General features: G+C 57.9%; 19 protein-coding genes and 2 tRNA genes. 8 read left to right on the forward strand and 13 right to left on the reverse strand.

The genetic code is table 11. From position 1 onward, the window contains the following. Positions 1–141: 141 nt before the first annotated feature. Positions 142–1,767, forward strand: a complete 1,626-nt coding sequence (locus HMA55_RS10950; RefSeq protein WP_181193078.1) for an ATP-dependent nuclease — start codon at positions 142–144, stop codon at positions 1,765–1,767. 303 nt (positions 1,768–2,070) lie between these two features. Here the strand turns inward: HMA55_RS10950 and HMA55_RS10955 are convergent, their stop codons facing one another. From HMA55_RS10955 to HMA55_RS10965, 4 genes are all read right to left on the reverse strand, one after another. Then, positions 2,071–3,468 carry an FtsX-like permease family protein gene (locus tag HMA55_RS10955; RefSeq protein WP_308240001.1) on the reverse strand — a complete coding sequence of 466 codons (1,398 nt, stop codon included), beginning with the start codon at positions 3,466–3,468 and terminating at the stop codon, positions 2,071–2,073. Between the two features lie 21 nt (positions 3,469–3,489). Continuing rightward, positions 3,490–4,137: a hypothetical protein gene (locus tag HMA55_RS11370; protein WP_235961973.1), complete on the reverse strand. Its 648-nt coding sequence runs from the start codon at positions 4,135–4,137 to the stop codon at positions 3,490–3,492. Further along, the gene (locus HMA55_RS11375) at positions 4,134–4,535 is read right to left on the reverse strand and encodes an ABC transporter ATP-binding protein (RefSeq protein ID WP_257802629.1); all 402 of its coding nucleotides are present in this window, start codon (positions 4,533–4,535) and stop codon (positions 4,134–4,136) included. Before HMA55_RS11375 ends, HMA55_RS11370 begins: the two co-directional genes overlap by 4 nt. A 506-nt stretch (positions 4,536–5,041) precedes the next feature. Next, positions 5,042–5,989, reverse strand: a complete 948-nt coding sequence (locus HMA55_RS10965; protein ID WP_181193079.1) for an NAD-dependent epimerase/dehydratase family protein — start codon at positions 5,987–5,989, stop codon at positions 5,042–5,044. Positions 5,990–6,263: 274 nt separating this feature from the next. Here HMA55_RS10965 and HMA55_RS10970 point away from each other — a divergent pair, with 274 nt between their 5' ends. The 3 genes from HMA55_RS10970 to HMA55_RS10980 all read left to right on the forward strand — a co-directional run bounded on the left by HMA55_RS10970 (position 6,264) and on the right by HMA55_RS10980 (position 9,708). Then, entirely contained in the window at positions 6,264–7,538 is a 1,275-nt protein-coding gene (locus HMA55_RS10970) for an oligosaccharide flippase family protein (protein WP_257802630.1), read from the forward strand. Between the two features lie 36 nt (positions 7,539–7,574). Beyond that, entirely contained in the window at positions 7,575–8,660 is a 1,086-nt protein-coding gene (locus HMA55_RS10975) for a polysaccharide pyruvyl transferase family protein (RefSeq protein WP_181193081.1), read from the forward strand. Between the two features lie 73 nt (positions 8,661–8,733). After that, positions 8,734–9,708 carry a glycosyltransferase family 2 protein gene (locus tag HMA55_RS10980; protein ID WP_181193082.1) on the forward strand — a complete coding sequence of 325 codons (975 nt, stop codon included), beginning with the start codon at positions 8,734–8,736 and terminating at the stop codon, positions 9,706–9,708. 72 nt (positions 9,709–9,780) lie between these two features. On the opposite strand, the gene HMA55_RS10985 is transcribed toward HMA55_RS10980, so the two are convergent. From HMA55_RS10985 to HMA55_RS11005, 5 genes are all read right to left on the reverse strand, one after another. Continuing rightward, positions 9,781–10,842 carry a glycosyltransferase gene (locus HMA55_RS10985; protein ID WP_181193083.1) on the reverse strand — a complete coding sequence of 354 codons (1,062 nt, stop codon included), beginning with the start codon at positions 10,840–10,842 and terminating at the stop codon, positions 9,781–9,783. Positions 10,843–10,993: 151 nt separating this feature from the next. Further along, positions 10,994–12,145, reverse strand: a complete 1,152-nt coding sequence (locus tag HMA55_RS10990) for a glycosyltransferase family 4 protein (RefSeq protein WP_181193084.1) — start codon at positions 12,143–12,145, stop codon at positions 10,994–10,996. Beyond that, positions 12,146–12,862: a sugar transferase gene (locus HMA55_RS10995; RefSeq protein WP_181193085.1), complete on the reverse strand. Its 717-nt coding sequence runs from the start codon at positions 12,860–12,862 to the stop codon at positions 12,146–12,148. Positions 12,863–13,043: 181 nt separating this feature from the next. After that, positions 13,044–13,628 (reverse strand): arsenate reductase/protein-tyrosine-phosphatase family protein, encoded by a 585-nt coding sequence (locus tag HMA55_RS11000; protein WP_181193086.1) that lies wholly within the window; start codon positions 13,626–13,628, stop codon positions 13,044–13,046. After that, positions 13,625–15,001: a polysaccharide biosynthesis tyrosine autokinase gene (locus tag HMA55_RS11005; RefSeq protein WP_181193087.1), complete on the reverse strand. Its 1,377-nt coding sequence runs from the start codon at positions 14,999–15,001 to the stop codon at positions 13,625–13,627. Before HMA55_RS11005 ends, HMA55_RS11000 begins: the two co-directional genes overlap by 4 nt. An 823-nt stretch (positions 15,002–15,824) precedes the next feature. Between HMA55_RS11005 and HMA55_RS11010 the strand changes: the two genes are divergently transcribed. Beyond that, entirely contained in the window at positions 15,825–17,168 is a 1,344-nt protein-coding gene (locus HMA55_RS11010; protein ID WP_181193088.1) for an O-antigen ligase family protein, read from the forward strand. A 97-nt stretch (positions 17,169–17,265) separates the two neighbouring features. Then, positions 17,266–18,630 (forward strand): polysaccharide biosynthesis tyrosine autokinase, encoded by a 1,365-nt coding sequence (locus tag HMA55_RS11015; protein WP_328700162.1) that lies wholly within the window; start codon positions 17,266–17,268, stop codon positions 18,628–18,630. 380 nt (positions 18,631–19,010) lie between these two features. Here HMA55_RS11015 and HMA55_RS11020 read toward each other — a convergent pair. Further along, positions 19,011–19,083, reverse strand: a tRNA-Asn gene (locus HMA55_RS11020). Between the two features lie 174 nt (positions 19,084–19,257). On the opposite strand from HMA55_RS11020, the gene HMA55_RS11025 reads away from it, so the two are divergent. Beyond that, a tRNA-Ile gene (locus HMA55_RS11025) sits at positions 19,258–19,331 on the forward strand. Between the two features lie 55 nt (positions 19,332–19,386). Next, a complete protein-coding gene (locus tag HMA55_RS11030; RefSeq protein WP_181193090.1) occupies positions 19,387–19,632 on the forward strand; it encodes a hypothetical protein in 246 nt (81 codons plus the stop codon). Here the strand turns inward: HMA55_RS11030 and HMA55_RS11035 are convergent. From HMA55_RS11035 to HMA55_RS11045, 3 genes are read right to left on the reverse strand one after another with little or no spacing between them, the layout of a single operon-like run. Continuing rightward, positions 19,629–20,552, reverse strand: a complete 924-nt coding sequence (locus tag HMA55_RS11035) for a Ppx/GppA phosphatase family protein (RefSeq protein WP_181193091.1) — start codon at positions 20,550–20,552, stop codon at positions 19,629–19,631. The genes HMA55_RS11030 and HMA55_RS11035 overlap by 4 nt on opposite strands. Next, positions 20,549–21,112: a DUF501 domain-containing protein gene (locus HMA55_RS11040; RefSeq protein ID WP_181193092.1), complete on the reverse strand. Its 564-nt coding sequence runs from the start codon at positions 21,110–21,112 to the stop codon at positions 20,549–20,551. Before HMA55_RS11040 ends, HMA55_RS11035 begins: the two co-directional genes overlap by 4 nt. A 24-nt stretch (positions 21,113–21,136) precedes the next feature. Further along, positions 21,137–21,754 carry a septum formation initiator family protein gene (locus HMA55_RS11045; protein WP_219910550.1) on the reverse strand — a complete coding sequence of 206 codons (618 nt, stop codon included), beginning with the start codon at positions 21,752–21,754 and terminating at the stop codon, positions 21,137–21,139. Positions 21,755–21,757 lie beyond the last annotated feature (3 nt).

The following is a 21,757-nucleotide window of genomic DNA, read 5'->3' on the forward strand; positions in this document are numbered from 1 at the left end:
CGCCCTTACCGATTTACCGATAGACGGCAAACTGTCCATTTATTTATAAATAAAACTTACTCAGATTGCCAGCCCAGTTACCTTAATTGTGATACGAAATACTTACACATCTTTTCGTTCAACACACCTACGGAGGTAACCGTGAACTATCGTTCACAGGTGCGCGACAGTCAGGTTAGGGAGCTTACCGATCGCGTCAGCAAAAATAAGTATGAACATTACTTGAAGCGTATGGACCTCAACCGCCTGAGAGGGTTGGAAGACACATCGATTCAATTCGACTTCCCGGTGACGGCTATCGTAGGCCCTAATGGCTCGGGAAAATCCACCGTGCTTGGCGCAGCTGCGCTAACCTCCACTGCTTTCAAACCCAGTCAATTTTTCGCCAAAGCTGGCAAGTACGACGAGACCATGCGAAATTGGAGCGTCGAATACGAATTAATAAAGCCTGCGGACACCCGCAGCAAAACCCACCCCCGAGGAAAAACTTCCTCGATGACCGCCAGCTACAGGCAGTCTAAATGGAATCGAAACGCAATTAACCGGCCAGCCAAACTGATCGGGATCAGCCGTACTATCCCTGCTGCGGAAAAGAAGAACCTCAGCAGCTTCCAGCGCAAGGCATTCAAAGCCAAATACGAGAATCCGCTGACCGCCGAGACGCGGCAGGCAGTCGAACGCATTCTGGGAAAGGACGCGACAGACTACATCAAAGTCTCGAATGACCCGAACAGCTCACAGCCGCTGATCGGTACAGACAAAGCTATTTTCGCTCGCACCCTTAGCAAGGACTCCAAAATCGGATATTCACAGTTTCACTTTGGAGCCGGCGAAGCATCAATCATCTCAATTGTCGAGGAGATCGAAACGGCCGGAGACGGAGCGCTCATCTTAATCGAAGAAATCGAAAATGGGCTACACCCCGTCGCCACAAAGAGGCTGGTCGAGTACCTAATTGATGTCGCGCGACGCAAGTCTGCACAAATCCTGTTCACCACGCACTCTAATGATGCCCTGGCGCCGCTTCCCTACGATGCTGTGTGGTCTGTAGCGAACGGCAAACTAAGCCAGGGGAGCTTGGATGTCGCATCTTTGCGAGCACTCACGGGAGAGGATGTTACTTCCTGTGTAGTATTCACCGAGGATGAATTCTCGAAAGCATTAGCGAAAGAAACACTCCGCCGTCTGCGGATGCAGGATGCTGACGGAAAGTCATACAAGGTGGATATGAATCAAGTCGAAATACACGGAGTCGGAGGCGAGGGCAACGTAATAAAATTCACCGAAACCTCAAATTCCCGTCCGGATCGTAAGTATCCTGTCCTCGGCCTCCTTGATGGTGACCAAAAGCAATACAAGCGGGAAAACCCGTCGTTGAAGTTCCGCGACCAGACATTCCGCGCTCTCCGTTACGGGCCCGGGCAACACGGGCCGGAAGAGGAAATCTACAAAGCGGTTCTGGACTCGTTTTCTACCGCAAACACTTCGGTGAGCTTGCTAACTGTGGCCCTCCTAGGTAACAGCGACGGGCAAAAGTTTGTCCGGGAAAAGGTCGATGAAATTTGGCGCACTAACAGTGAACCACACCTCCTTTACAGCAGATTGGGAGAAGTTCTCGGATTCTTGGATGAGGAGCTAGTAACGCATGCGTTCCTCGCTAGGTGGTGCGAGCTCCATCAAGATGAAAGTGAAGCGATCTGGGAAGGATCTTTTGAAGCGCTCCCGTGGCAGCCTATCGACGAGGAGTACATACCGTCGATGGGCTAGAGATAGCACGCCGGTTGGGGACCAGGCGAAGCATCGGCTAAGAGCTCGAGCACAGGGGCAACTTGTTGCTATTAATTCGTTGCACCGCTCCAAGAATCAACCCAGATGTTTCCACCTTGTTCACGATCTACTTGGCAGCGCCGGCACTTTGAACGCAAAACGGTCTTCCGGTGGAAACCTAATGCTATTTGGGGGGGAGGATACTAGGCCAGTTCTCCCCCCCCCCTTTCCAGACTGCCTGACCATCAGCGAAAAATCGACGAGCACTTCGCAGCAATACGAAGTCATCTCCTATACTGCCCCTCACCCCACCGCAATTGCGGCAATAAACTCGCCGGCCCACTCCCCCACAAGCCACCCGGCACCCGCCGCCGGCAGTACGAGAAACAGCAGCTCAACCGCCATCACGCCCACGCTCCCCAAGGGTGTTTGCCCGAGCGTGATCAGCAGCGCGCGGTCCCGGCGGCGCTCCCGCCAGGAGAGGAATACGGTGTTAGCAATGCCCACCAGCGCGATGACGAGGGCGATGAGGCTCATCATCCAGGTGATCGAAAGCAGGCGCTCCACCATTGCGACGGTGTCGGCGCGGCGGCTGAAGGACTCGGTCATCGTCACCGGCGCGTCGGCGCCGGCGGCCGCGGCGCGCACTCCGTCGAGCATGGCCGGGTCCTGCACCAGCGCGCCCTCCATCCGCAGCATGACGGTGGGGCGCGGCGCCGCGTCGACGGTGTCGGCGACGAGGGCGGGGTCTACAACCGTGAACAGGTTCGAGGTTTTCACCGTGGGCAGCTCCGTGTCCACCGTGGAGCCCTTCGCTAGGCTGACGACGCCCGACTGAACGCCCCGCCGCAGCACCGGCGAGCCGGGATCGACGGCGAAGCCCTCCGGAACGCGCGGGGGCACCAGGCTCGCCGCCACGCCCGGGGTCGCGGCCTGGGCGTCGGCGAGGGTGGGGGCGATGTCGCCGGGGAGGGAGGTCACGGTGGCGTCGACAAGCCCCTGCTTGCTGGCTGCGTCGACGAAGTGGGAGCGCGGCTGCTCAGAACCCGTCAGCACCGCGGCGACGAGCGCGACGGCGACCGTCACAATCCCGATCACCGACGCCGACCTGTTCCACTGCCGCGACGTGTAACCCAGCGCCAGGCCCAGCGGTGGCAGGGTCACGCGCACCCGGAGCAGCAGCGGGATGATGACGGAGAGCGCGGCGGCGGCGGAGAGCGTCGCCAGGCCCGCCGAGGCGACCGCCCGGATCACTCCCCCGCCGCGCAACGCGAACGCGGCGCCGGCGAACACGATCGCCACCACCACGTACCCCGCCTGCAGCGCGCGGCTTCCCGAAGCCTCGGCGCTCTCGACGGCACTGCGGCGCACCGACAACACCGCCGCGGGCAGCGCCGACAGCACCGTGACCGCAAGCGCGCCGGCCCCGATGGCGGCAAGCCACGTGGCGGGCAGCCCGACGTTGTCGAGGGGGACGAGGATCCCCATCTCCTCAGTCACCGCGGGCGCGGCGCCGGCCAGCGCGACCCCGAGGGGCAGGCCGAGGGCGGCGCCGAGGAGGCCGAGCACGGTGGCCTCGACAACCGCCGCCGCCAGAATGCCTATCGACGACCCACCGATCGCCCTCACCAGCTTCGTCTCCCGCGACCTCGTGATCACGGACATCGCCGAGTAGATCGTCAGCGCGGCCACGATCGCCACCAACCAGGGTAAATGCCGTGATCAGGAGGAAGTACTTGTCGCGGGACGCGAAGTAGTCGTCGCTAAGCGTCTGCACATGCGCGGCGGCGCTGACGCTGTCGAGGAACGTCCGGTCGAGCGCACCTCCCCTGAGGGCGTGTCGGTGGGCTGCCACTGGGCGATTGCCACGTTGTCCGCGACGAGCCCGGCGCCCCCGACGAGCAGCTCCGCGGCGCTCGGCGTGACGCGCCCGACGACCGTCACCTCCACCTGCTGCGCGCCGAAGAGCAGCGTCTGTATCGACCCCACCGGCGGCTCCTCCCCGGTGGCCGCGATCTCCCCCGGGCCGTGCGGCAGGCGTCCCTCGAGTACGCCGCGCCACTGCAGCGGCCCCTCGGAAACCCCAGTGATAGGTATGGACTGGTACAGGTTTCCCTCCACGCTCATCGGCGCCGACGTCCTCCTGTCAAAGACAGCGCCCGGCGGCCCCTCGGGAACGAAACCCTCGACCGTCTGCACGTAGCCGGCGGAGGCGTAGGGGGCGGCGAAGGTGCGGTCGACGGTCTGTCTGATGGTCAGCCCGATCGCCGCGGCCGCGATGGTCAGGGCCACCGCCGCCACCACGGCCAGCAGGAGCCCGATGTAGCGGGCTGGCCGACGCCGAAGTTGCGCGAGGGCTAGGCGTATCACGAAACGATCCGCCCGTCTTTCATCCGGATGAGTTTGTCGCCAAAGGACGCCGCCCGCTCGTCGTGGGTGGTAAGCATGAGGGTCTGTCCCATCTCGTCCACAAGCCGCCGGAACAAGCGAAGCACCTCCGTGCCGGTCTCGGTGTCGAGGCTGCCGGTCGGCTCGTCCGCGAACATCACCGCCGGCCTGGCGAGCACCGCCCGCCCGATGGCGACGCGCTGGCGCTGCCCGCCCGACAGCTCGTGCAGCAGGCGGCGCAGCCTCCCGCCGAGGCCCAGGGTCTCCACTACCTCATCGAAGTGCCCGCGGTCTACCTTCCTGTGCGCCAGGCGCAGCGGAAGCAGCAGGTTATCCCGCACGTTCAGCACGGGCACCAGGTTGAACTCCTGGAACACCACGCCGATCTCGGTGCGGCGCAGCTACGCCCGGGCGGATTCGCTGAGCCACGCGATCTCCCTGTCCCCAGCCAGACCCCCGAGGTGGGCACCTTAAGCCCAGCAAGAACGTGGAGCAGCGTAGATTTCCCGCTTCCCGACGCCCTCATCACCGTCGTCCACTCCCCTGCAGAACCGACAGGCTGACGTTTTCTAGGGCCGTTAGTTCGGCCTTTTGGTGTCCGAAAACCATAGACATTCCGGCACCCCATACTGAGAGAGTGCCCGATTGTTTGTGTGCGGGGGCTTGGTTTTCGAGCCGAGAGCAAACCAAGGCGTTGATCACAGCCAAACTCATCGACGCCGACACCACCACCCCGGCAGGCAAGGAGATTGCAACGTAATGACCAACCACACCCAGGTCCGTGCCGGACCCGATCCCTGCTAACAGATCACTGACGATTCGGAGGAACTCATACACCACCTACGCGGACTTAACCATAAATTGGTCACGCATGGCGCCAGCGGAGCTATTCGCGGCCCGGTTCGTTACGGAAGTACTCCACCGTGCGCGCCACGCCCTCATCCAAGGGCACCAGCGGCGTCCACCCAAGCACTCGCTCTGCCTTCTCGTAGCTCAGCGAAGAGCGAGCGACATCGCCCAGACGAGCGGGCTCATCGTTTGGTTCATCCGGCGCGCCGACAGCTTTCGCCACCGCAGTGTGGAGTGCCCGGTCAGTCGTCTCCACGCCAGCACCGATGTTGAAGCGTTCACCATCACCGGCCTCCGCAGAGGCAAGGTAAAAAGCACGAGCCACATCCCCCACGTAAACGTAGTCACGCGTGTTCGTGCCCCCACCAAACACACAGGTAGGATTGCCGTCGAGCAAGTTCCGCGAGAAGATCGCGACCACTCCGGCCTCTCCGAATGGGTTCTGCCGGGGACCGTAAACATTCGCGGGCGCAATGAAGCTCGTTTCCAAACCGTAGAGCTGGCGGTACACGTTCAAGTACAGCTCACCAGCGACCTTCGACGCCGCATACGGCGACTTCGGGTCAACGTGCAACTGCTCCGTAGCCGGCAGCTGCTCAGGCTCACCGTAAATCGAACCACCGGAAGACGTGTGCACCACTCGACGCACCCCCGTACGCCGAGCAGCCTCCGCAAGACGGATAGTCGCGGTGACGTTCATCTCGGCATCAAGAAGCGGGTCCTCAACGGAGCGTCGCACATCAATCTGCGCTGCCAGATGGAAAACCACCTCAGGTTCGACGCGACGGAAGATCGCTTCGAAATCTGCGTCACGAATGTCTTGCTCGAGAAGTTCGACTGCACCAGATTCAAGGTGGCTGGCAATGTTCTCAGTGCGCCCTGAACTTAGGTTGTCGATGACCGTGACCTGGTGCCCGTCCCCCACCAGGAGGTCGACAAGGTGCGAGCCAATAAAACCGGCACCGCCAGTAACAACAGTTCTCATTTAAAACCTCGCAACTCGAAGAAAATAGACGGTGGTAATCGTACCTTTAGTTGGTGTCCATTAACGGATCACATTCATCTCTAGCAGAGAAACGATCGTAGCCGGCGGAGGCGTAGGGGCTAGCGTCCACTTGCGGATTACCCCTACCGAGTGTTTCTTCCTCGGACTATATGCCGTAGTCGAAAGAGGACATTTGCTGCGGGATATACTTCTACGAAGCTGGCGCACCGCTTGTGCCAGCGGTAGCCCCACAAAGACAGCCGGGAGATATGTGATGCCACGAAACCCTTCAGGCGGACGCAAAGGGTTCCTCGGAATTTTTCTCGGCAGCGGGATGGGCCAAGTCGTCTCGATCCTAGCTGTGCCGATCATCGCGAGATTTTATTCTCCTACCGAATTCGGCACATTTGCCTTGGTCCTCGCTATCGCGGGCATGCTCGCGCCGGTTTCGACCCTCGGGCTCGACCAAGCCATCATCAGGCCAGGTTCTAGAGCAGACCTAGCTTCCCTGATACTTACCGGGTTCTTAGCAAGCGCAATTCTTTCCTTCCTTGCTTTCTGGGTGCTTTGGATGAATCCCGGAATTTTCCGCGATTCCGATTCGTCGCCTGCGTTCCTCGCAGCTGCCTTGTCATCCCAACTTTTTCTAAACTGCTGCACCCGACTTTTAAACCAAATTGCAGTTCGTAATCGGCACTACTCCAGCCTGGGTGTTCGAAACAGCGTTCAGTCCTCAACTATCGCGCTCTCCCAGATCACAATCGGCGCGTTGAACTGGTTTACCTGGGCCAATGGACTGATAATTGGCTCACTTCTCGGATCGCTAATCGGTGTCTTGGTGCTCATTCGCTACCTACTCCCGTTTGTGCCTTTGTTCCGGAGTGCTGCGCCATTAACGACAATCAAGACTCACTGGCGGTACCCAGTAATCTTCGCCCCAGCCAATGTTTTCGACCAGTTGGCGCTTCAAGCACCGCTGTATGTCTCGGGTTTGTTCTTTTCACTTTCCGAAACTGGACAGTTGGGGATGGCCGAGCGCTTAGTCGCCGGCCCGATAGCATTGATAGCGTTTGCAGGTGCCTCCACTTTTGACGGCGAGGTTTCACAGAAGCTCAGATCCGACGCTCGCACCCTAAAACGCACCTATCTCAGGCACTCAAAGGCCTACTGGGCCCTCGGGGCCCTATTCAGCGTCTCAATTTGGTTTCTAGCGCCGCCACTACTGCCCTATATTCTGGGTTCAGATTGGAACGCCGCAATCCCGATTTTGCAGTTGATAGCGTTTGCCGCTGGAACAAGATTGGCTATCACGCCTATCAAAGGAATATTCAGGTCATTGGCCTACGCCCGAGTCTTGTTCATGCTCACCGTGATTAGAATTATCTTGATCGCGCTCTCTATTGCGGTTATCGCTGCCTTCGATCTGCCTTTTCTCCACGCTGTTGGAGTCCTCTATTTCACGCTGGCTACGAGTGATATTCTTCTTTGGGCGTTCGGCTTGAATGCTTGTCATAAGTGGGACTCTCACGCTGCCCAAAAGCACCAGTAGCAGAGGTGCTGCTCATCGCCTCCGAAAGGTTCTTTTATGAGACAGGTCGAAGTGAATTTGCAGACCTACCCTGCCACCAACCTCGGTGATGACCTCTTCGCCTTCATCCTTAGTCAGCGGTACACCAACACCTTTCATGTCTCGCGCTTGACTCACAAAAGCTCGTTCTCCGGGGTACCAAACGTGATTCCATCGAGGTCCGCAGTCGGCGAGCTCCTATTTAAGATCCTCAATAGATTGCTTCCCCGCTGGAAAGATCACTTCCGGGCCAAAACTATCCGCCAGCAGGACATCTTTGCCGTCGCCGGCGGTTCAATTTTTATGTACCAAAATAATTTGGATTTTTGGGAGCGAGAGAGAGACTTTTACCTAGGACTAAACCGGCCCGTATACGTGCTCGGGTGCAATATCACCGACGAGGGGCCGGAAGCTTTCAAATCTGCGATCCGAGAGATCGCACGTAGCTGCGTCGACGTGACCGTCCGCGACGAAGCAACGTTGGAATTCTTCGACAGGGCCCCGAACGTCCGTCTTCTCCCCGATCTCGTATTCGCTCTCGAGATGGACGAATTCCAGACTGATCGCATCGAAGGTTCTGCCCTCATTTCGGTAGTCGATGGATACAGATTCGGAGAGGAAATTGGTAATTCGTACTTCCAGGGGCTGTCAGAAATGGTCAAACAGCTCCTGGCGGAGAACCGCAACGTTACCCTGATGTCCTTCTGTTCCAAAGAGGGCGATGAGACGGGTATCGAACATCTTCTAGACGCGAGTGGTCTCGTTCCCTGTGACCAATTGTCCGTTTATTGCTACGACGGGGACATTGCAGAGGCGCTCCGGACTATCGGTGCCGCTGATTTGGTGATTGGCTCTCGCTTCCACGCCAACATTCTCGGTCTGCTTAGTGGTGCAGCCGTCCTCCCCCTTTCCTACAGCTCGAAGACTCCCCGAGCTTTAAGAATGGCCGGAATCGAGTGCCCGGTCACTCCGTTACAGGAATGTGGGCTAGGTGTGCTGACGGAAGACCACCAAGCTCGATTAACTAGTTCGGAAATAGCATCGCTGCGGAACCGCGCCGAGGAGCACTTTCTCGCGCTCGACGCAGTCCTCGAGCGACGGTAGGTTATTGCACGACTAGCCCTGAAGCCGCCGCAACACCGCTTCAGCCAGATTTTCACATCTTCAGAGGTGAGCAATGATATCGATCGTGATACCTGTTTACAACGCAGCCAAATTTTTGGGTGAATGTCTCAGTAACATCCAACGACAAACGCTGAACGACTTCGAATGCCTACTTGTAAACGATGGCTCTACCGACTCAAGCTTGGAGATCTGTAAGGAAACCGCCGCAAACGACTCGCGCTTTAAAGTCGTAGATCAACCGAATAGCGGTGCCGCTGGCGCACGTGCTACAGGTGCCCGCGCTGCGACTAGGCGATATGTTTGCTTTATTGACGCTGATGACATCATTCACCCCGAGTTCTTGGAGACGTTGCTTGCAGCCTCAAATGATTGTCCACCGGGGCACATTGTTAGCTCTGAGATATGCCCCTACCAAGATGGGGAACGACCTGCCTTCAGCGTCTCATCCGGCCCCAATTCACGTCAAGATCGGTTAAGCGCCCTTTCGAGCCTGCTGTACCAAAAATCGGTCAACGGAGTCGTCGCGAAACTCTATCCAAGAGTGCTTATTTCCGAATCCGATTTCCGAGGTGACGTGGTTATCGGTGAAGATTTAATACAGAACTTGGAATCTGTGAAAAGGGCCGAAGGTATTGTCAGCGAAGCCTCGCGACTGTACGCATACCGGCTCCATGCCAGCAGCTCGATCAGAAACGCCAGTGCTGAGAGCCACGTTAAGCTCTTGTGCTACCTGGAAGAGCAGAAATCAGAGCTTCCAGAGCTGAGGAACGCACTCGACAACCGCATTTTCGCCGAATCCATGTTCGCAACGTTAGAGACAGACTTCATGAAGAACCATAAACGTGGGTCGAGCCTAACCGGGAAACTGATTAGCAATATCGAGCGCACGCGAAAGGTGGTAGTGAAAGATCCCGATTCTCGCTACGAGTATCGGTTGCTCGCCGCGGCAAGCTTTGTCCATCCGCTGCTGCCACGCTTTTTGATGACGCTGCGATCTTCCCTTAGACGTAGCCCGGGCGGGATCTAACCAAAGCCCGGAAGTGCCTTGCGCTCACTCCATACGCAAAACGTCGGAATGGCGACAGAGCACGAGTGGTCTTTACGCTTTTTTCGATTCGTGAACCAGGGCCAAGTATTGTTTCCGTTGAATGAGGTACGAGTTCTCAATAGAGAATTTTCGAGCGTGGGCTACGGCATTGGCCGAGAATCTCGGGTAGGCCTCAAGCGTTAGTACCTCGTTCACCGCTCTCGCTATGCCCTCCGGGGTGCGGTCCGAGAACAGGACGCCCGTTTCGCCATCCAAAACCACCTCGTTAAACCCGGCGACGTCCGGCCCGACCACGGGCACACCCGTCGCCTGTGCCTCAGCTGCAACCAGACTGAATCCTTCGAACTCAGAGGTCGACAACAGCACATCATTCTGTAGAAGTACAGACTTAACGTCATCTACCTCCCCTAGGAATTCAACTCTCGACGCGACGCCCAGATCGTGCGATAGCTCTACGAGGGAGGCTGCAAGGGGCCCGTCGCCAGCGATCTGCAGTCTCGCGTCTTTCAAACGAGCAACTGCACGAATCGCCAGATCAACACGCTTCACTTCTTTCAACGATCCCACGAACGCAATACGACGTTGCCCCGCAGCACGCGCTCCATTTTCGGTGAGGAAATCCGAGCTGATCCCATTCGGGGCGGTCACAACAGGTTTGCACAAGCCTAGGAATTCAAGGTAGCGAGAAAGTGAAGCCGCCACGCCATCGCTAATGGCGAAAAAACCGTTGTAGCGAGCATAGACGAACCTCTCAGCAACTCTGAATGCTGGGTTTTCCATACGTCGATTCGAGGTGCTGTGCTCGGTGAACAGAAGAGGTTTGGCGATCGCGGTCGCCCAGTAAAGCGCGGGAAAAAGATGCACATGCACCACGTCTGCATCTCGCGTCATTGACCGCAGGCGAACCGGGATCCGCGGATCCCATAGTGAAGACGCAATTGCTGTAACTTTCAGGCCGTGTTTCTCGGCGCGCCTCAAAGGAACTCCGCCTGCAGAGCGCAGCGTCACAATCTCGCATTCGTCTCCCGCCTCCTTAGCAGCGAGCGCCAAATTAGCGACGAGTGTTTCGGCTCCCCCCGTCTCCAATGAGTTAATTATATGCACAATTTTCACGTAACAGACCTTCCGTTCTTTGCAGCGGTATACAAGCCGATGGTCACGCCCGAAGCCCTGCGCGAAACAGGGAGACATCACCCACGATTATGCCCTCAGAAGCTACCGGCAGGTGATGCGAACTTGAGTTACGTGTCCATGCTTATTTGCCTCAGTGCGTCGACTCATTTGCTCGGCTACTGACGGCTTTAAGGAATCGCAATTGCTCGGAAATGACGTGTTGGACATCAAATTCGGAGCGAGCGGTCACAAGCGCTCGAGACCCAAGCTCCGTCCTCAGATTCGGATCGCGTATGACCGCGTCAAGCGCTCCTCGCAGCGCTTCTGAATCTCTCGCCTCCACGAGCAGACCATTCTCCCCCGGATCAATGAGATCGGTATTCCCAGTCACCGAAGTAGCAACAACGGGAAGTCCAGAAGCAAATGCCTCGAGAACCACGTTCGGTAGCCCTTCACGATAAGAAGGCAAGCAAAAGATGTCCATCGCCTTGAACGCCGCCGAGGTATCGTCAATCTTTCCTGGCGCGACGAACGGGACACCGCGAGCCTCCATCTCGGCGATAACGCGTTCACCGGCTGCGTCTTCCAGCGGCCCCACGAGGAACACTTGGAAGTTGCTAGCTTTTTCGAGTAGCGAAACGCTGGCTTCACACAGCTCCTCTATTCCCTTATCCTTGGTCAACCGCCCGACGAAACCGATGGTCAACAGGTTGGGATCCAATCCCCACCGTGCTTTTTCAGCGGCTCGTTCCGCGTCATCGTTGGTGGGAGCAAAGCGCAGCGTGTCCACTCCCTGCGTACTGCCACTTCCGATAACGGATATGTCCGATTCTTTTGCCAAGCCCATCGAAAGTACTAAGTTTCGGAGAGAGGGGCTCACCGCAACTGTCGTCGTTGCAGACGCGATCACGAATCGCTCGATCAATTCAAGCAGCGTGCGCATTTTTCCTGAGGCGGTTTCTAGGCGCAGGCCGTGCAGCCAATAGATCCGGTTCGGTACACGAAGAAGACGCGATGACATCATACCCAACAGGCCGGCCTTGGGCGTACCTGATATGACGATATCCGGCCTGATTCTGTAGAGAACGCGTATCCACTTGAACAAGCTCCCGAGGTCCTTTAACGGCGATGGATTGCGTTCCATAGGGATGTGTTCCACCGCAACGTCCTCACCGAGGGAATCAAGAGAATCTCCACCGCTGGAAATGAAGGTTACGTCCCAGCCATTATCAGACATGTACCTCGCGAGATCCGCATGGTATTGCACGGCGTGGTCGGTTGTCACCGCGATTACTACTTTCATCTACACTGCCCCCACATCGTTTGCTGCGCCCAAGTCATCGTCAAACGAGGGCACACTTCCAATGCCGTTCTGCTTCGATAGCTGGTGGATTTCGGCGTTAATCCCCTCTTTCCCAATGTCAAGGATGGAATCGTCCCCGATCATTCGGAGCGTCCTCACGATGATGTTTAAGTCGGTTCTCAAAGAAACCGACTCCACGTAGCGCAAATCCCACTCGATCTTTTGAAAAATCGAAATTGCGTTTCGACCCTGCGCCTGAGCAAGACCGGTTATTCCCGGGCGGACATCGAAGCGACGTCGCTGATTTGAGTTCATTACGGCGTGATAGTCGGGTATCCAGGGCCTAGGGCCGATAAGTGACATGTCCCCCCGAAGCACGTTGAGAAGCTGGGGCAACTCATCGAGAGAAGTACGCCGCAGCCAGGCGCCAACGCGGGTCACCTGATCCGCAGTAGACACATCGTAAACGTTGTTGTTACGCCCCATGCTGCGAAATTTGCAGATTTTGAACGTTTCTCCGTCTTTACCTGTTCGATTCTGGCGAAACAGGACCGGACCGGGTGAATCCAGTTTGATAGCGAGCGCAATGATTAGCAGCAAAGGTGCCGTGACGAGTAGAACAAGTACGGAAACACCGATATCTACTAGTCGTTTCCCGAACCCGAGGTACGGACTCCGGAGCAATAGCGGCGTTTTCCCAATCCATTCGTTTCGCATACGCGACCATGACACCTTCGCTAGAAATCATCTAATAACGAAAAAACTATACCCCATACATGAATTATGCGAGCGACTAACAGCAAATGTCCAGCTTTTGCCCCATACGTTCAACCGACCTCAAGCTCGACAGTCCTAGGGGAGAAACAGGCCAACCTGTTTCTCCCCTAGGACTGATGCTCTACTCAGCAGCGCGCTGTAATAAGGAGGCGACGGCCGCCGTCGCCTTTGCCACCTGGTGGTATGACGTGTTGTAAACGTCACGGGTGGCTCCGTATGGGTCGATGATGTCCAGATCTTCGTCAGCCAATGATGTCGTCAGTAAATTCTTACTCAACCTCACCGCTTCGATAGCAGAAATCATCTTCTCTCGGGCATCTGGAGAGGCGTTAAGGGCCTCAGCGACGTATCGGTCGGGAGTTACTTCAACCAGCATGGCGAGCTCCCGCAGAGTGAAAGTCCGTTTTCTGGCCCTAGGGCAAAGCTCAACAACAGCCCTGCGGTGTTCTCTTGCCATACCCAGAATGAGATCTGATCTTTCGATCATTTCTGGGGTAAGCTGCCGGCCCACGTGCTGATCCGAATTGGCCTTTCCTATGGCTTCTTGCGCCATCGCTGGCATGTGGGATCCCACCAGGGCCTGGGTGCCGGCTGAGGCGACATAGATTTCTTCAGCGGGGAGAGCATCCTTTAGCAGGATTTCAGCTTGAGGAGAACGACAGACATTCCCGGTGCATACCGTCAAGATCTTGAATTGCTTCGTCATTCGCTGTCGTCCTTCGAAGTGGTGGGCCCGTAGTTTCCGTAACCGTACCGGCTCAACGCCTTCTGGGGAAGCATCGTGACGACAAGGCCCGCTATCCGCGCCTTGGCCTGTGTCAGCGCATCAATCGCGGCCGTCGCCTCCGGTTTCCTGGTAGATCCTGCCGCTATAACGAGTAGATGGTGGGCCTCACCGCGGCCGACTACCGCTGCATCCGTGACCGAGAGAATTGGCGGCGCGTCGATGATGATCGTATCGAACTCCTGGCGGAGGGTTCCCAGGAGCTCGCGCATTTGAACCGATCCCAAGAGCTCACTCGGGTTCGGGGGAATGCGGCCTGCTGGCAGGAAGAACATGTTGGTTCTTCCCCACTGCTCGAGCACATCCTCTAGATCGGCCCGTCCCACCAGATAATCTGTCAGACCCGCGCCGCCTTCGACATTGAGGTGCTTGTGCAGCGTTGGCAAGCGAAGATCCCCCTCGATAAGCGCAACTTTAGATCCCGTCTCCGCTATCGCGAGGGCCAAATTGAGCGAGGTGGTGGACTTTCCTTCGGCTGGGTTAGCAGAGGTAACGACGAAGGTCGAAGTGCTCCCGTCGAAGTCTAGAAACTGCAGATTCGTCCTCAGAGACCTGTACGACTCTGCCCGAGGGCTGCGCGGTTTCGTTTGCATCGTCAACGGATTTTTGTTTGCGTTAGGGTCATCGATGATGCCGCCCATTATGGGGAGTCCCGTCACATCTTCCGCCTCCTGGACGGTGCGGATTCTGGTATCTAGAGACTCGCGTAGAGCAATCGCACCGACACCGAGGACAAGGCCCAAGAGCAGCCCGACGAGGGTGTTTTCTACGGTGTTTGGCTTAAAAGGCGCCGAAGGGATCTTTGCAGCCTGGGTGGTGGTGAGATTCACCCGGCTTTGTCCATCGACGGCATTTGGTTCGAGTTCTTCCTGCACAACCCGTTTGAAGGACTCGCCTACCGCTTCCGCGATACGGGCGGCATCTTCTGGTGAGCTGTCGCGAGCCACAATGTCGATCAAAGCTGTTTCGCTCGGTGACGAGACGGTGAGCTTACTTGAGAGGCTTTGGACAGAGTCATCCAACCCGAGTGAATCGATTACCGGTTGCAGAACGATACCCGTAGGCACCACATCCACGTAGCTGTTAACTATTTGGCGCGAGTAAGTAGCTCCCTGCGCCAACTCACCCGTCGTCCCCTGCGCACTGCGCACCGAAACATAGAGCTGCGTCTTGGACTGGTAGAGGGGCGTAGTCGCCATAGACGCACCGAAACCCGCGCCACATCCCAAGACCGCAGCAATCACGATGATAGGCCACCGTTTCGCAAGCACTTCCAAATATTCTCTAAGCCCCATGGAGCACCCTCTCAATTTCACTAGCTACAGTTGCCCAGCTTAGGCACAGATAGGCGACCCTTCCGCCGCACCGTCACCGACCGAAGTCAACTGACTCAGGATATCCATCGGTGTATTGTGCCATTAGTTCGGCCCTGTTTGCGCACCAAAATTCGGGTAGTCTACGTCTCATTTGGGCCGAGAAGGTCTCGACAGGTTCTTTCAACAGCTCCCACGGAACTCATACGCTCGGTTTAAGGGCTCCAAGGTGGAATTAAAAGTGCCCATTTCGCCAATTCCCGGCGATCTGCCGAGGTCTCATGCGGCGCTTCCCCGGTCACGAAGAAGAACTGCCGTTCAGTGAGGTCGGTGAGTTACCGGCCAATTAGATTCGTTTGAATCTACGCCGGTTCAAAGGCACGACACCTGCTTCGACGGGGCAACCCACACTATGGCCGGGCTCGGATGCTTCTAGGTCCATCGCGCCCACCTAGTGATGAGATACAGATCCAGCACGAGATCAACTCAACAAAGTTCACCGACAGTGCTGAACCGGAACCAACTTGGAAAAGGAAATCTGTAACCTGTATACCGAAGTATACTGATTTTTCAGGCCGGACGGGGTGCCCGTTGCACCACTCCCTAGCCCCCGACTTTCCAAGCAGCCGACCGCCTGTACCTCGAAAACCGCAGTTTGGTGGCCACACTTCGCAGTGGGCGACGAAACTTACTCCATTGTCAGATTATGACCGGAGGGGATCCCGTCACACTGTAGGATTACACTGACTGCCCGAACGAGCCCCGTGCGACCGAGTCTCGACGGGCAGAGGGAAAGGTAGTAACTATGTCAGCATTTTTCTACGCGTTGACCGCGACGATAGCCTACCTCTTTAACCCCTACGCTGGCTTCAGCGTTTTCTGTGCCATTACAGCCATGATCCATCTCCGTGCTGATGGTTCCCCCCTTTACCGGAATTTGAAACTGCTGGCGATAAGCATGCCGCTCTTTATGGCTCCTGTACTTCCTGGCCTTCCAGTTATGGGTTCGTGGACTTCGCTTTTTCTTGTAGTGGTAGCGGTTCAGCTAGCCCGTCGCAGGTTCGATTTCGGAGCTCTTGATCTTTACCTTTTGGTTGTATTTGTTCTGGGCACAGTCGTGACGACACTCCAAAGCAATGGTGGCGTTCGCGAAGTTTACTATTCCACGCAAATTGCTCTCCTCATTCTTCCGCCTAGCGTCGCCTTGATCGCGCGGAAACACCGTGAGTCGCTGGTGACGCGAGGCGAGCAGGACCACCTGCTCTTCGCCGTCGCTGGCGCCATTGCGGCATCGGGAACGGCTGTAGTCGTTCAATGGCTTCTGGCAACCCGGTTCGGGCTGTCGCTCGGCCACATTGCTTTCTTCCAAAATCGAGTTTCCTACGACCTCTTGATTCCGGCGTACAGCGCACTCTCAGCGCTGCTTTCGATCGGCCTACCCCTGGGACCGGTTCTGTGGCGTACGGGAAGAAAACTTGCGGCGGTAACCCTACCTGTACTCAGCGGAATTTCTATCGTAATCAACTCCTCACGTACCGGCTTTGTAGCAGGTGCCATCGGACTTGCCATTATCTTGCTGTTCCCGCCCCGCGGGGTGAACCGCGTCGGCAATGTTTTGCTCTTGATTCCAGCATCTGCTTTCGTTATTTGGCTTTTCAATAAGGTCACGGATTCCTCGCGCTTCAAATCGGCAAGCCTTTGGTCTGCAAACGGGCGTTTTGAAACGTATACAGCTGGCTACGAACTTTGGACCCAGTACCCTCGCTATTTCCTGTTCGGACGAGGCTACGCGAATTACCCCACAATGCCCCCTCATAATTTTTTTCTAGAAACCCTTGTATGCTCAGGCCTTATAGTTGCGCTCGCTGTGGCTGTAGTCTTCGTGAGGTTTATCTGGTTTACGTGGGGAACCTCATGGTGCTATCTCATCGCCACTTATCTAACAGCAGGCATGTTTTTCTCGGGATTTTACAACTTCAAGCCTTTGGCAATCCTTCTGATAATCGGGATTTGCTGTGCGAACCCAGGCGAGACCTGGCGAGGTGGCCAGGAAACTTCGAAATCTACAACCAAGAACACGTCCCCGCCGACTATCTCTCTGAAGCACAGACCACAAAACCAGATGATCAGACAAGCGGACGTAAACTGACGTTGTAGTAATTTCCAGCATTTCCAGCGCATGCTAGCGAGGCCCGCCAGCCCGCTCAGATCCAGTAACGGGATAGATAAATATGCATTTTCGACGGGTGTCAAGGATTGCCACGATTAACCTGACGCTGATTTTGACATTAACCCTATTAGGAGGGCTTTCAGCAGCCGGATTGGCTTTTTTCACCCCCGCCACGTACGTAGCGAAGACTCAACTTTACGTCACTGCGTCTTCTGGAGGCGCAAGCACTAACGAACTGGCCCAGGGAGCAACGTATTCCTCCCAAATCGCCAATAGCTACGTGGAGATGGTTTCCACTGGAATCGTTCTGGATCCGGTGGTCGACCAGTTGGATCTCGATGTCGATTCAGCAGAACTAGCGGAGCGATTGCACGTCTATTGTCCTCAAGGAAGTTCTTCGATCGATCTTTCTGTCGAAGACACCGATCCAGCTCGCGCGGCGGAAATCGCGAACTCCGTGGCAGACATTCTCAAAGGCCTAGTCTCTGAAAAGCTCGAGAGCAAGGGCCCGAACGGCCAGCGACTAGTGCATTTGACGACAACTGACGTAGCTTCTGCGCCCTCAACACCTGAAAACCCCAAGCCCGTACTAGACATCCTCAGCGGATTGGTTATCGGTTTACTAAGCGGTATTGGCCTTGCTTTACTCCGATTTACGTTCGATGGTCGAATTCGATCACTCGCCGATGTTCAGGAATCCACGGTGGTGCCACTGCTGGGGGGCATCTTAGATGATCCCACGGTGGAAGAAAACCCACTAACCGTACACGCTAACCCAGCAAGCCCGCGAGCGGAGTCGTTCCGCGCCCTGCGAACTAATCTACGATTCTTAAACACGGATAACGAGACAGGGTGTTACGTAGTTAGTTCTGCAAACCCAGGAGAGGGAAAATCCGTTACTTCGGTGAACATGGCGTTGTCCCTGGCGGAAGCTGGTGCCCGTGTCGTTTTAATCGAAGCCGATTTGAGGCTCCCAAAGGTGCACGAGTATCTCGGGGTTGAAAGCAGCTCCGGCCTCTCCGACCTTCTGGTCGGACGGGCGGACCTCGAAGACGTTCTAGAGAGATGGGGGCGTTCTACGCTTTACTTTCTATCAGCAGGAAAGATTCCACCGAACCCGAGCGAGCTCCTCGGCTCGAATGAAATGAAAAGACTAGTCTCCACTTTGAGGGAAACTTTCGACTACGTCATCTTTGATGCTCCTCCCATACTTGCCGTCACCGACGCTGCAGTGATCGGGCACCATACGGAAGGTGCTCTAATGGTGGTGGCCGCAGGTATGACGAAAAAATCCGAGCTGACGGGCGCCATTTCTGCTCTAGACCAGGCGGGGGTTAACGTTCGAGGAATTGTTGTAACCCGGATGACCCAGGGGGATGCTGCAGGGTACGGCTACGGAACATATGTCTACAGCAACCAAACTATAAGCGCGGGGAACTGAGGTGGTACACAGGGCCATTACCGATTTCGCACTCGCCGCCTCAAGCGGCGTCATGTAAATGCGGGCCCCGGAACCGTCGAAGACATTCGGGGCAGCGAACTATGCCACGGCTCATTGTAGGTCCTCGCGAAATCTCGTTTCCGGCTCTCGACGGACTCGCTACTAGAACGCAGTGTGCGCTGCGATTTGGACCTTAAAACGACCGTCACGGGTTACGACAGGCCGAAAAGCATCTCCGTGGGCCACTGCATATACCCCTAGGCGGGGGCTTTACTGAATGCAGGAAGCGAGGATCAAGACTTTCTAATGGTTACGTCCCTATACAGATGACCACCGTAGAACGAACCAAAGCCCGGGAATTTCTTCCCGGGCTTTTGCTGCTCCTCCAACTGGGCTCGAACCAGTGACCCTTCGATTAACAGTCGAATGCTCTGCCAACTGAGCTATGGAGGAATGTTTTGTCGCAATCCCTTGCAACGGTGCTTTACTATAGCGACCATCTCACGCCATCACCAAATCGCCCTCTTACCTGCGCAAACAAAATCCGCATCTTATCCACCACACAACATTCCGCAACAATTTCTTCGAACCAATGCAGGGACGATATGATGCGAATGCTGCAACTAAGGGGCTATAGCTCAGTCGGTTAGAGCCGCGGACTCATAATCCGCTGGTCGCGGGTTCGAGCCCCGCTGGCCCCACAATGAACCCCGCCAGAGGGACGTGGATAAGCGCGCGTTAGGTACGATGGTGCGCATGATTCAGTTCGTTGTCGGCGCCGCCGCCGGGTACGTGTTCGGCACGAAGGCAGGCAGGAAGCGCTACCACCAGATTGTCGATGCCACCCGGGCCGTGGCCAACTCCCCCATCACCCAGCAGGTGGTGCGTTCGGGGCGCAAGGCGATTGCGAACAAGCTCGACCCGGAGCCGCGCATGCGCGAGGTCAGGAACCTAAAGCGCGGCAAGGGCCAGGACCAGATTCTCGAGCCCGACGAGGACTAGGCCAGGCCGGCGACGATCCCGTCGAGAATGTCCTTCTCGCTGATCACCACGCTGCCCAGCCCGGCGCTCTCGCGGGCGAGGTCCACGATCTCCTCCACGATCACAGAGCCGGCCGCGATCACGTCGGCGCGGCCCGGGTGGACGACGGGGTTCGCGCGGCGCTGCTCCGCGGTTTGGGCGCGCAGGGCTGAGGTGGTGGCTGTGAGCTCGTCGAAAAGCAGCTCCGACATGTGGATCCTCGCGGGGTCGTAGCTATCCAGCCCCTGCGTGAGCGCGGAGAGGGTGGTGAAGGTGCCGGCGCAGCCGACGAGCGTGCGCGCCGACGCGACCAGTGGGGCAACCTCGCGCAGCGTGTCGCGCACGTAGGCGCGCGCGGCGTGGGTCTCTGCGGCCGTCGGCGGGTCCGAGCGCATGAAACGCTCGGTCAGGCGTACGCAGCCCATCTGCGTGGAAACAGCCTGCTTACCGACGACAAACTCCGTCGACCCTCCCCCCAAGTCCACCACGCAGAACGGCCCGCGGTCGGGATCGATGTCCGCCGTCGCCCCCGCGAACGACAGCGCCGCCTCCTCCTCGCCGCTGATCACCTCGGCGCGCGCCCCGGGCTGGACGCGCCCCAGCAGTTCGGCCGTCATGGAGAAGAAGTCCTCCCTGTTCGCCGCGTCGCGCGTGGCGGAGGTGGCCACCATGCGCACCTTCTCCACGCCGAGGCGCTGCATCGTCTCGACGTATCCCGCGAGTGCCTTGCGGGTGCGCTCGATCGCCTCGGGGTTGAGCCGCCCCGTCTCGTCCACGCCCTGCCCGAGCCTGATGATCGTGTTCTGCCGCGTCAGCTCGGCGGGCATCCCCTCGGAGCTCCGCTCGGAGACGAGAAGGCGGATGGAGTTGGTGCCGCAGTCCACGGCCGCGACGCGCGTCATGCCAGCCCCTCCCCTGCTTCCGCGAGCGTGATGCCGAGATCTTCGAGCGTGGGCCAGTCGGCGGGAATGGCGGTGCCACGGAGGTCACCGTGCTCGGCGGCGAGAGCGACTGCCTCGGTGCCGAAGCGGACGCGCTCCGGGCCTTCGGCGAGCGCGTAGGCGATGAGAACGTGGAGGCACTTCACGCGCTCCGGCATTCCGCCACCGGAGAAGTCGGTGCCCAGGTCCTCGATGGCATTGCGCTCGGCGAGGAAGTGCTCGTGGGCAGCGAGGTAATCGGCGCGAAGGTCGTCGCCCTCGTTACTGTCCGCGTTAAGGCGGTTTTCCATCCACTTCATTACCTGCGCAACCTCGAGGCGGGACGCCTCGGCGGTGAGGCGGGGGTCGGTGAGGTAGTAGAGGGTGGGAAACGGGGTGCCGTCGTCAAGCTTGGGCGCGGTCTTCACCACCGCCGGCTGGTTGTCCGGGGTGGTGTACGCGATCGCGAGCACGCCGCGTGGAGTGCGGCCGAGCTGCTCGGCAACGATGGCGAGTTGTTCGTCAGTGGGAGGAGTGTGCATGCGGGCCATTGTCCCACACGCTGCTTACTGCGCTGGCGCGGGAGCTTCCGGTGCCGGGGCCTCCGGTACCGCCGGCGCTTCGGGCGCGTCAGGGTGAGATGCAGGCCCCTCCGGAGCGGGGGCGGGCGGAGCGTCGTCGATAGGCGGAAGCTCCGCCCCCGGGACCTCGCGCAGGGAGTCCCACATCACTACCGGCCAGGTGCGGGTGTCGGGGATGTCGTCCTTGCCGGTGGTGATGGCCTCGGAGGCGGTCATGCGGGGGTCGATGATCCGCCAGGCGGTTTCGCCCTCCTCCATCACGCCCAGGCGGCGGCGGGCCTCTTGCTTGAGAAAGGCCTCGTCGTCGTACATGGCGATGTCGCTCTCCAGCGCCAGCTTCTGCGCCTCCAGGCGAGCGATGGACTCGTTGGCGCGGGCGATCTCGGCGCGGCCCTCGTAGAAGTTGCGCAGCGGCGCCGCGATGGCCAGCAGCACGAGGATGAGCACGGCGATGAGGATCACCACGCTGGCCATGTCCTGCTTGGGAAAGGCGATGGCTCGCCCGCGCTGCCGGCGCTGGGCGGCGCGCTCGGCCCTCTCCCGGTCGCGGCTAGCAACGGGGACCGTGCTGGGGCGGCGGGTGCGGATCGAGCGCTTCGTCATAGT

This window comes from Corynebacterium wankanglinii (assembly GCF_013601005.1).
GTDB classification, from domain to species: Bacteria; Actinomycetota; Actinomycetes; order Mycobacteriales; family Mycobacteriaceae; genus Corynebacterium; species Corynebacterium wankanglinii.

Excerpts from the sequence above, each read along its gene's own strand:
- HMA55_RS10965 (WP_181193079.1), bottom strand. The coding sequence starts at position 5,989 with ATGAGAACTGTTGTTACTGGCGGTGCCGGTTTTATTGGCTCGCACCTT.
- HMA55_RS10970 (WP_257802630.1), top strand. The coding sequence starts at position 6,264 with ATGCCACGAAACCCTTCAGGCGGACGCAAAGGGTTCCTCGGAATTTTT.
- HMA55_RS10975 (WP_181193081.1), top strand. The coding sequence starts at position 7,575 with ATGAGACAGGTCGAAGTGAATTTGCAGACCTACCCTGCCACCAACCTC.
- HMA55_RS10980 (WP_181193082.1), top strand. The coding sequence starts at position 8,734 with ATGATATCGATCGTGATACCTGTTTACAACGCAGCCAAATTTTTGGGT.
- HMA55_RS10990 (WP_181193084.1), bottom strand. The coding sequence starts at position 12,145 with ATGAAAGTAGTAATCGCGGTGACAACCGACCACGCCGTGCAATACCAT.
- HMA55_RS10995 (WP_181193085.1), bottom strand. The coding sequence starts at position 12,862 with ATGCGAAACGAATGGATTGGGAAAACGCCGCTATTGCTCCGGAGTCCG.
- HMA55_RS11000 (WP_181193086.1), bottom strand. The coding sequence starts at position 13,628 with ATGACGAAGCAATTCAAGATCTTGACGGTATGCACCGGGAATGTCTGT.
- HMA55_RS11005 (WP_181193087.1), bottom strand. The coding sequence starts at position 15,001 with ATGGGGCTTAGAGAATATTTGGAAGTGCTTGCGAAACGGTGGCCTATC.
- HMA55_RS11010 (WP_181193088.1), top strand. The coding sequence starts at position 15,825 with ATGTCAGCATTTTTCTACGCGTTGACCGCGACGATAGCCTACCTCTTT.
- HMA55_RS11030 (WP_181193090.1), top strand. The coding sequence starts at position 19,387 with ATGATTCAGTTCGTTGTCGGCGCCGCCGCCGGGTACGTGTTCGGCACG.
- HMA55_RS11035 (WP_181193091.1), bottom strand. The coding sequence starts at position 20,552 with ATGACGCGCGTCGCGGCCGTGGACTGCGGCACCAACTCCATCCGCCTT.
- HMA55_RS11040 (WP_181193092.1), bottom strand. The coding sequence starts at position 21,112 with ATGCACACTCCTCCCACTGACGAACAACTCGCCATCGTTGCCGAGCAG.
- HMA55_RS11045 (WP_219910550.1), bottom strand. The coding sequence starts at position 21,754 with ATGACGAAGCGCTCGATCCGCACCCGCCGCCCCAGCACGGTCCCCGTT.